The 8809-nt window shown below is 63.9% G+C and carries 11 protein-coding genes; 2 read left to right on the top strand and 9 right to left on the bottom strand.

Translation table 11 applies throughout. From position 1 onward, the window contains the following. Positions 1 to 145 precede the first annotated feature (145 nt). Complete coding sequence (locus ACFE7F_RS14905; RefSeq protein ID WP_375404639.1) at positions 146 to 643, top strand: hypothetical protein; 498 nt, start codon at positions 146 to 148, stop codon at positions 641 to 643. A 147-nt stretch (positions 644 to 790) separates the two neighbouring features. Here ACFE7F_RS14905 and ACFE7F_RS14900 read toward each other — a convergent pair whose 3' ends face one another. The 9 genes from ACFE7F_RS14900 to ACFE7F_RS14860 form a co-directional block, all read right to left on the bottom strand. Beyond that, the gene (locus ACFE7F_RS14900) at positions 791 to 1600 is read right to left on the bottom strand and encodes a pepsin/retropepsin-like aspartic protease family protein (protein WP_375404638.1); all 810 of its coding nucleotides are present in this window, start codon (positions 1598 to 1600) and stop codon (positions 791 to 793) included. A gap of 188 nt (positions 1601 to 1788) precedes the next feature. Beyond that, the gene (locus tag ACFE7F_RS14895) at positions 1789 to 2265 is read right to left on the bottom strand and encodes a hypothetical protein (protein ID WP_375404637.1); all 477 of its coding nucleotides are present in this window, start codon (positions 2263 to 2265) and stop codon (positions 1789 to 1791) included. 229 nt (positions 2266 to 2494) lie between these two features. After that, positions 2495 to 2833, bottom strand: coding sequence for a transcriptional regulator (locus ACFE7F_RS14890; protein ID WP_375404636.1), 339 nt, complete (start codon positions 2831 to 2833; stop codon positions 2495 to 2497). After that, positions 2830 to 3117, bottom strand: a complete 288-nt coding sequence (locus ACFE7F_RS14885; protein ID WP_375404635.1) for a DUF6516 family protein — start codon at positions 3115 to 3117, stop codon at positions 2830 to 2832. The genes ACFE7F_RS14890 and ACFE7F_RS14885 overlap by 4 nt, the downstream gene beginning before the upstream one ends. Positions 3118 to 3153: 36 nt before the next feature. Continuing rightward, entirely contained in the window at positions 3154 to 3717 is a 564-nt protein-coding gene (locus tag ACFE7F_RS14880; protein ID WP_375404634.1) for a recombinase family protein, read from the bottom strand. A 775-nt stretch (positions 3718 to 4492) separates the two neighbouring features. Next, on the bottom strand, positions 4493 to 4912 hold the full coding sequence (locus ACFE7F_RS14875) for a DNA-binding protein (protein ID WP_375404633.1): 420 nt from the start codon (positions 4910 to 4912) through the stop codon (positions 4493 to 4495). Positions 4913 to 5004: 92 nt separating this feature from the next. Continuing rightward, a complete protein-coding gene (locus tag ACFE7F_RS14870; RefSeq protein WP_375404632.1) occupies positions 5005 to 6108 on the bottom strand; it encodes a replication initiation protein in 1104 nt (367 codons plus the stop codon). 441 nt (positions 6109 to 6549) lie between these two features. Next, positions 6550 to 7251 carry a hypothetical protein gene (locus tag ACFE7F_RS14865; RefSeq protein WP_375404631.1) on the bottom strand — a complete coding sequence of 234 codons (702 nt, stop codon included), beginning with the start codon at positions 7249 to 7251 and terminating at the stop codon, positions 6550 to 6552. After that, a complete protein-coding gene (locus ACFE7F_RS14860; protein WP_375404630.1) occupies positions 7251 to 7520 on the bottom strand; it encodes a mobilization protein in 270 nt (89 codons plus the stop codon). The genes ACFE7F_RS14865 and ACFE7F_RS14860 overlap by 1 nt, the downstream gene beginning before the upstream one ends. A 201-nt stretch (positions 7521 to 7721) precedes the next feature. Here ACFE7F_RS14860 and mobQ point away from each other — a divergent pair, with 201 nt between their 5' ends. Further along, positions 7722 to 8801 (top strand): MobQ family relaxase, encoded by a 1080-nt coding sequence (gene mobQ / locus ACFE7F_RS14855; protein ID WP_375404629.1) that lies wholly within the window; start codon positions 7722 to 7724, stop codon positions 8799 to 8801. Positions 8802 to 8809: the final 8 nt, after the last annotated feature.

The following is an 8809-nucleotide window of genomic DNA, read 5'->3' as shown; positions in this document are numbered from 1 at the left end:
AGAGGGGGGCCCTGTTCGACGCCGATCGGGGGTCCCTTTTGCACGCCGGTTGACAGTTCATTTCCTGGGGCACTTCCTCGGGAGCGATAGGAAGGAGGGGCTTTCGCCTTTCGAGCACGGAAACGATGAGGCGGTAGCAATATCCTTGCTGCTCCGCATCGCCAGCCAACTCGTATCCGCGAGTGCCGACCTGATAATGGATGGTCGCGCGTACGCGGGGTCCGCGCTGATTCGGCAACTTGTTGAAATCGAATACCTGGCATGGGCATTTGAAACAAAGGATGCGGAAGCTGCTCGATGGCTCCGCAGCACGCGCGAGGAACGTCAATCCTTCTTCACACCTGCAAAACTTCGGAAGGCCGCGCAGGGTCGATTTCGTGGAACGGACTACGGCCACCATTGCGAGCTGGGTGGGCATCCAGTTCCTGGCTCTGGCGTGCTTCTCAATGACGACGCATCCATGGCGCAGTTGATGTTATCTGACGCGCTCGGACATTCGGGGCGGATTTGGGATCATATCGTCGGCTGGGCGAAAACAAATCCGTACGGCGACGCCGTCCTAAGGCGCGCACCGGAAATGCTAGACCGCTATCGCGAATGGAAGGCGCTGGACCCGCTTACCGAACTGCCGCCACCACCATAGCCGGCTGTCAGGAAGTGCCCCCAACCGGCCATTCCTGATGCGAAAATCAAAAGTTTTGCATCAACTCCGAGGCGCAAAGCAGCAGGTCGGCTGACGCCCAAGCCCGGACCCTCGCGATCGGTGCAGCGATAGCTGAAAGTGGACGGGCTACAAACGCTTACGGAAGGGGGCCGACCGCTGCGCCTCTCGCCGGACGATGAGGACCACCTGTCGCGCCGGACCATCGACGACGCTGGTTCCCATGAGGAAGAAGCCGGCGCCGAGTAAACCGTCGCTTGCTCCTACGGGAACATAGCCGCTGGCGATCGGGGCGTTCCCCGACGAGATGCGGCCGATGCTCAGGGCACCGGGAGCGACCCGAGAGTTTAGCACCGTGCCGTCGGCCGTAATGCTGTTTCCCTCTGCTGCTCCCACATCCGACCTGCCCATGATCTGCTTCCAAGCCGCGTCGCTGAGCTTAACCGCGCCAGAATAGCCGAAATCGACAAGTAGATTTACCTTGTGGCCGTTGATGGCGGCTTCGACCTGGTTCCCCGTCAGCAGGGGCAGCCTGACGACGTCCGGCCCGTTGAGCTTGATCGATCCGCTCGACACGAGCGATAGCTGGTTCCTGTCAGGCTGGAGCATCACAGCCATGACGTTTGTGGCGTCGACCCCCAACACTGCATCCACCTGCCTTCCAAGCGCCTGCGATATGGGGCGCAGGTCAAAGGAAATTAGCTCCCCCGTCATCGTGAACGCGTGTGGGACTTCAAGGACGGTGCTGCCGGTCCTGAACGTCGCGATCCGGGCGGTGCCGGTCAAAGCGTCGCCCGCGCGTTCATCGATCTGAATGCCTGCTTGCCGGGCAAAAATGGTGTCGACGACCGTCCGCCCGGTTCCATTGTCCAAGAGGATCGTCGCCGGCCTTCCGTTCACGCGGCCTTGGAAGAGGATCAAGCCCTTCACGATCTCCATGCTTTGCGGTGCCCAGTCGCGTCCCGCGACGAGGCGTATGATCGGCGGCTTGTCCGCCGTTCGTGCGGCAGGGAGATCGGATGTCGGCCGAGGCGTCGATGACTGCCGTGCGCGCGCCGGCTCGCTTGCGAGCAGAAGCAAGAGCAGGAGGCTGCGGTAGGGCGCGTTGCGCCGGACCCGTTGAGGCGTCATCCCGTCGGTCCGGCGGTCCGCGCACCCGACGCGCAGGGGTACCGCACGTTCATCGCCTTGCCGAACGCATCTGAGAACTCGCGGCTCTGCCAAGACACCGGGAGACGTTCGATATCAGCGATCATATCGTCGACCGTTAGCTTGACCTCTTTGGGCGGACAGGAGCGTGTTGGCTTGCCCAAGGCCCGTGCTTCAAGAAGCTGGCCACGGTATGCCTGTAGAGCGGCCGCGAACTCCGCCGTCAGCACTTGGATTTGCGGATCTGCTGCAGCCATCTCGGCAGAACGGGGCCCGTTAGCCGCGGGTCCTGTGGAGACGGCGCGCCATTTCTCAATAAATTGTGATGCTGGCATGGCCGTTGCCGCCGTCGGCAGCCCTGCGATCGCCAGAAGCAGGTAGATTGGAAAGCGCATGTCTTGCTGCCCTTCGCGGTAAGATCGGCTCGAGACGACGCAGAGCCGATCGGTGGTCATCAGAGGCCGGCGTTGAACGTCGCGCGGCATTCCAGATTGCACGGCTTAGCTAAAAGCGTGCTGAGCGGTATCGAGCCGTTCGTCCGCCAAATCAATATCGCCGCCTGAAGCAGACCGTCGCCTCACGACCACTTTTGGCCGTTCGATGATGCGAAATTCATAAGTTTTGCATCAGCCTGAAAGTGGCCGGGATCGGGCGCTTTGCCGATGCGAAAATCCGATGCAGGGATCAGGCAGCCTTGAGCATGAAGTCGACGTGGACGGCATCGTAGGGGAACACGACGCCGTTCTCCGTTCGGTCGATGACACCGGCGCTGACAAGAGCCAGCACGTCGCCATGCACCGCCTTCACGTCCCGGCCGACACGCCGGGCGACCTCGCGAATGGCGAGCGGGCCTTGGCCGGTCATGGCCCGGATGATGTCCCAGCGCTTCGGGCTGATGGCCTTCCAGAGCAGATCGACCGACGTGAAGGAGATGCGCTGGCCTTGCGGTTCGTCGCGGAACGCGGCCGCGAGCCGCTCCTTGGCCTCCTCGATCGAGGACACACCCAGCGTCACCGTGTTCATGTTCCTGTCCTCCATGCCGCAACGTCCGCCCAGAAATCCGTCATGAGGGAATTGAGCCCCCGGAACGGATAATCGACCTCGACCTCGCCCAGGTGCTTGTGGTCGCCCTTCCCGGCCTCGTTGTCGTATCGCATCACGCACACCCCGGCATCGACCAGGGCGAGGCGATATTTGAAGCTATGCTCGCTTCCCGCGAGCGGAGCCGGAAGCCGCCAGACCACCAGCTCGACGAACGTCGTTTCGGAAAGCCCGATCCGTTCGCGGAGGCGTAGTTCGGCCTTCATGTTGGAGTTGGTGCCAACAGTAACTCTCGTTGTCAATCACTCCAACGCTCGTCCCCGCAGCGCCCGCCACAGCGTCGACCGATTGACCCCGAGCAGGGCGGCCATGCTGGCGACGGTTTCACGATCGGCGGCGATCTCTCCGGCCGCCTTAGCGAGCTGCGCGTCGGTAAGCGCGCGGGGGCGACCGAGGTGACGTCCGCGCACGCGGGCGGAGGCCATCCCTGCCCGCGTGCGCTCCACGATCAGGGCGCGCTCGAACTCGGCCAGCGCGCCCATGATGTGGAACACCAATTTGCCCCCGGCCGAGGTGGTGTCGATCGCTTCGTTGAGCGAAGCGAACCCGCAGCCGCGATCCTGCAACCCGGCAACCAGTTCGATCAGATGGGGAAGCGAGCGGCCCAGGCGATCGAGCCGCCACGTCACCAGCGTATCGCCGGGCTTCACGCCAGCGAGCGCCCGATCGAGGCCGGGGCGACGTCGGGCGGTGCCGGATACCCCTTCATCCTCGAACACCATGCCGCACCCGGCGGCGGTGAGCGCGTCGCGTTGCAGATCGAGGTTCTGTTCGCCGGACGAGACCCGCGCATAGCCGATTTTCACGCCGACATTCTGCAACTGCCTTATGCGACGAGCAAGCCATTGAGATTACTAGACCTGTCACCCTGTTGCGGAAGGGAACCCTTTTGCAACCAACGTGATGACCGCTAGTGCCCACTTACGACACTCGTGTAGGGTCTAGGTTCGCGATCATTCGTAGATTGGAGCTTGTCGATGATCCTGGCTTTGCTCGCTGTCTTAGGTGCCACTCAGCAGCCGCCTGTACCCGGCGTTCCTCCCGCACCTCCACCGCCCCCCGTTGCGACTACCCCTAACGTGCGAGCGGCAGTTGATACTGCTCGGACCTGTTTTGAACAACGCTGGGAAGTTGCGCGCGAGCGCCGGTTCGCCGCAGAGAGGTTGGTCAGGCCGCTGACTGCGCCGCTTGGCAGTCCGGAGTGGTTATCAGCACGCACTTCGGTGCTTGCGCTAGTCGCAGCACGACGCGACCTAAATGAATGTGCGACACAAATGGCGCGTACAATCAGCTCCGCAACCGACGCCGACCGCGCTGCGCAAGATTACTGGACCCGCTTCATGGTTATGAACATCAACGGTCAGGCAGCCTACGAAACGGCTTTGCTGGTCGGCCTTGTCGATCGTTCATTCTCGAATCCGATTTTGGGCCCTGTTACAAATCCCTAAGGGCCAGGTCACTGCTGGTGCATGGCTATAGCACCCCGCACGCCCGTCTGATCATAGGTCCGCTGCCCACCAGGCCAGGACGTTCAGCAGGTGTCGCGAAAGGGACCCCTTTCGCAACATGTAGACCAGACCTCTAATCCTCCGATCGGCCGAAAAGGCGACCCAGGAAGCCACGTTTTGATTCCGTAGCTCCCGGCCCCGTCAGCAGGCCGATAACCCGCGCCTGTGCTTCGCGGCGCTCTTCCTCGGACTTGTCGAGCCGCTGCCGTAGGTCATCGACCACGCCATCGCGATCACGGAGCTGTTCACGCAACAGTTCAATTTCCCGGTTTAACCCCCCTGTTTCTATTAGGGTTTCCCTGTTTCCAGGAGGGGTCTCTAACCGGGCATGTTCAACCGTTTCCGGTTGTTTTGGGGGAAACACTCGAAATAGTTCAGACGTGTCGATCAGGTACCCATTATCGGTCTTCTCTGCATAGCTGAGACGCCCAGACTTCAGAGCTTTCGATACGGTTCCCTTGCTGACTCCTGCCAGCTCGGCACCCTTCGTCATGGACACTGTAGCCATAGGTTATTCCCGTGTTTCCAACCGGGAGCCATGACCGGTTGCGATAGGGTATCGCGCAACCTTATTGGGGGCAAGGATCAGGGTTTCGCCCATTTTGCCGCGCAACCCCTTACCCATGTGGTCCAATCGTCGCGGAGAGTATCCCCCTGGAGTTGCCGGCGCTTATCAGATCGAACCCGGGCGTATTGATCCGCCAGCCGCTGGATCGCATGGCCGCCGCCTTGGGACAGGCCGATCGCATACAGGTCCGGTGTGCGATACTCCGACACCTGATCATCGGCAGGCCACCGCAACATGCCTGAAATCGAAAGACTGGCAGCAGCGGCGGCGATGATAGCCGCAGGATCAATAATCGTCTCGACGGTGCCGTCGCGCCGCGCACGTCGACCGGCGCGGTGCCGTTCGTTTTCCTCCTCGGCCGCTACAGCAGCGATGGGGGGTTTGCGGCGGAAAGTAATTGCTAGGTCCGTGACCTTACGGCCGCTTCGCTTCTCAACATCCCATGCCACCGAGAATTGAGGGACGAGCTGGTTTATCTCGGTCGTTGCCGCATCGAGGACGAAGCGGCGCAGGTCGGCGAAAGAGCCGTATGTGCCTTCAGGGACGCCGAGTTTAGACCGCAGCGTGGCGACGTCACCCCGCCAGATCGGCACGTCGCGGCGGTAGAGCAAAGCCCCAAGCTGGTAGAGTTCGAGGGCATATTTGCTGTCGAACGCCAGCACCGTTGCCCGGTGTAACAGGGCATAGGCTTCGCTGTCTTTCAGCAGATCGCGGGCGCGGCGGGTGAACCGGTAGATCAACCATCCCTGCTCCCCTCCCTCGAATGTCTCCTCGATCATCTGGAATGTGCGACGGCCTTGGTCACCCTCGATCTGGTCGGGCATGGCGAAGAAGATGCCCATCAGCTCGTCGATCGTGTCAGCCAGGCGATCATTGGAGTTATGGGAGCCGCGCAGCATACGCTTGGCGATACGATGTTCCTGGTCGCGCCAAGCATCACCAGCGGCTTGGTGCATCATGAGGGCAAGAAGCTTGCGGGCCGAAAGGCTAAGTGAAACCCCCCGCGCGTACCGGACTTCGACCAGCTCGCGCGGCTGCACGATCGTGTCGGAACCCCGCTCCTTCTCGATCCGCGCAACATCCATCGTGCGCCCAGGCTTATCATCGGCTGCACCGCTCATGGCAGCACAATCGTCTGGTGCAGCAACGTGGTCAAGTATCATGAGATGAGAGCGGTTAGCTCCTCATTTCACGCACCCCGTTTCTCACGATACCCCACCCCATTCCTCATAATACCCCCACCCCATTCCTCATGATACCCCACCCCATTCCTCATAATAGGTCGAAATCGGCTTTTATAATCAAAGGCATACGACCCCCTTGAATCATAGAATCAAGAGAATCTAGAATCATCGCGGGTGCGCGCGAGGCACCGACAGCGAGATGACACGTGGAATCGGCCTTCGGCCGATGCGTTGATAATGCGTGCCGGCGATGCCGTCACAGGAGCGGCCTAACGGCCGCTAAGAGCTTGGCAGGAAGAAAGGGGCGGGGAGGGCAGGGTCAGCCCCGCAACGGCGCTGTAGGGCCGCTATGAGCCCCGTGGAGGGGTTTCCGGGAGGTCAGGGCAGCCACCACCCCTCCGCCCCGCTGGGGAGGCACACACGGCGTCCATCCTGCTTCGTGCGCTTCCACCCCTTGCCGGTGCATCCCAGAATCGCCGGGAGCGCGGTGGGGCTGGCGCGATCGAGCCGACGGGCGAGCCTACCGTTGGCGGTGTTCGCCCAATCGACGGCCGCCTTTTCGTCGCGGGCACCGGCATAGCCGTAGGCGACCCCGGCATCCTTGCCCTTGTCGTAGCCCAACCACCCGGCCCCGGCGACCAGGAGGGCGGCGGCACCCCCGATCGCGGCGAGGATGCGGGCGTGGGTGACGCGGCGACCGTCATGGAGATGGCGGGCATGGTCATCATGGACGATCCGGGTGGCGTGAGCGGCACGGCGGGCGTCCTCGTCGGTGACGAGCTGGCGGAGCTGGACGGCGAGGGCCGCGGCTCCCTGCCTGGCACCGGCTTCGGCATGGCGGGCGAGATCGGCGGGATCGACCAGGCGGGCGGCGATGACCTTGTCGCGATCGACGGCTTTCCGGAGCCAATCGACCACGACCGCATGGAGCTGGGCGTCGTTGGCCTTGAGGGTGGCGAGATCGCGCAGGGTCCGGGCGGTGAAGTTCTGGAAATGGGCGGCGTCGCTGTCGGCCGAGGTCGGGCCGGTGAAGGCTTCGCCGAACTCGGCGGGGTCGAAGTCGAGCTTGTCGCCGGGCATCACGCCTTCTCCCGCGACAGGGCCCAGCCGTCGAAGACCTTGCGGTCCTGATCACGGGCGATGCGCTTCATCAGCTCGGACAGCACCCCCTCGAAGCGTTGATCCTTCTCGGCGGCATCGAGGAGCAACCCGCCCAAGATGATCTTGCGCCGGGTATCCTCCTTGCGGCCGATGGCGGCGGCGCGGGCGTTCAGGTCCTGCAACCGGGCCTGGGCCTGGGCCACGCGCTTCTTGGCTTTTTCGATCGCTTCGGGGGTGGGTGCCGGCATGGTGGACCTCGCGAATATCTGGTAGGCATAGCGCGAAACACCCGACCGACGAAAGGAGGAAGGGCGCACTTTAGCATTACTACGTAATGCGTGCGGCAGGGTGCCCCCTGCACCCATGTCGCGGGGCGACAGCGGGGCTTTCCGCCCCACACCCCGACCAGCGTCATGCCGCTGGACGACGTTTGAGAAGGCGCGCGGGCGATGGCGATCTACCATCTGGCGGTGAAGTCGGTGTCGCGCTCGACCGGGCGCAGCTCGGTCGCGGCGGCGGCGTACCGATCGGGCGCGCGGATCGAGAACGAGCGCGACGGCCTGGTCCACGACTATACCGGTCGGGGCGGCGTGGAGGCGGCGTTCGTGACGGTGCCGGAGGGCGCGGAGTGGGCGCGGGACCGGTCGGCGTTGTGGAACGCGGCGGAGGCGGCCGAGAAGCGCAAGGACGCCAAGACCGCGCGGGAATACGAGCTGGCGCTACCGGCCGAGCTGGACGCGGGCCAGCGGCGCGCGCTGGTGGAGGGGTTCGCGCAACACGTCGCGCGGCGTTACGGGGTCGCGGTCGATGCCGCGATCCATGGCCCGCACGACCACGGCGACGACCGCAACCACCATGCCCATGTGCTGACCACCACCCGCGTCGTCGGACCCGAGGGGCTGGGTGCCAAGACCCGCCAGCTCGACGTGCGCACCACCGCGTCGGAGGAGGTGGAGGCGTTGCGGGAGAGCTGGGGGCAGCAGGTCAACCAGGCGCTGGAACGGGCGGGCCGGGAGGAGCGGGTCGATCACCGCAGCTATGCCCGCCAGGGGCTGGAGATCGAGCCCACCGTGAAAATGGGACACGCCTCGTCGGCGATCGAGCGGCGGGCCAGCCACGAGCAGATCGCGGCCGGCGAGGACCGCCATGCGGTCACGCCGCGCGGGCAGATGAACGAGGCGATCCGCGAAGCGCGGGGGCTGGGGGTCTATATCGCGCGCGGCCGGGAGTGGTTGCAGGAGATGGGACAGCGGGTGCGCGAGCGCGCCGAGCTGGCGGCGCACGGCATGGCGGGCTTGGTGCAGGGCGCGGCGCGGACGATGCGGGCCGGGTTGCAGACCAGCAGCGGCGGCGGGTTCGAGGCGGTGCCGGCGCTCGACCACCCGCCCCGGCGCGAGCAGACGCCGGCGATCGAGCTGGATCAACTAGGGCAGCGTGGGCGCGATCGGGAACAGGAAGGGCAGCTCGGGCTAGACGGGCCAGATTGTAGCGCGACGATCTGGATGAGAAGCGAGCGGCGATCAGGATGAGAGCTGAT

The organism is uncultured Sphingomonas sp., assembly GCF_964235535.1.
Lineage (GTDB): Bacteria > Pseudomonadota > Alphaproteobacteria > Sphingomonadales > Sphingomonadaceae > Sphingomonas.
This window is presented reverse-complemented; position numbering and strand designations above follow the sequence as displayed.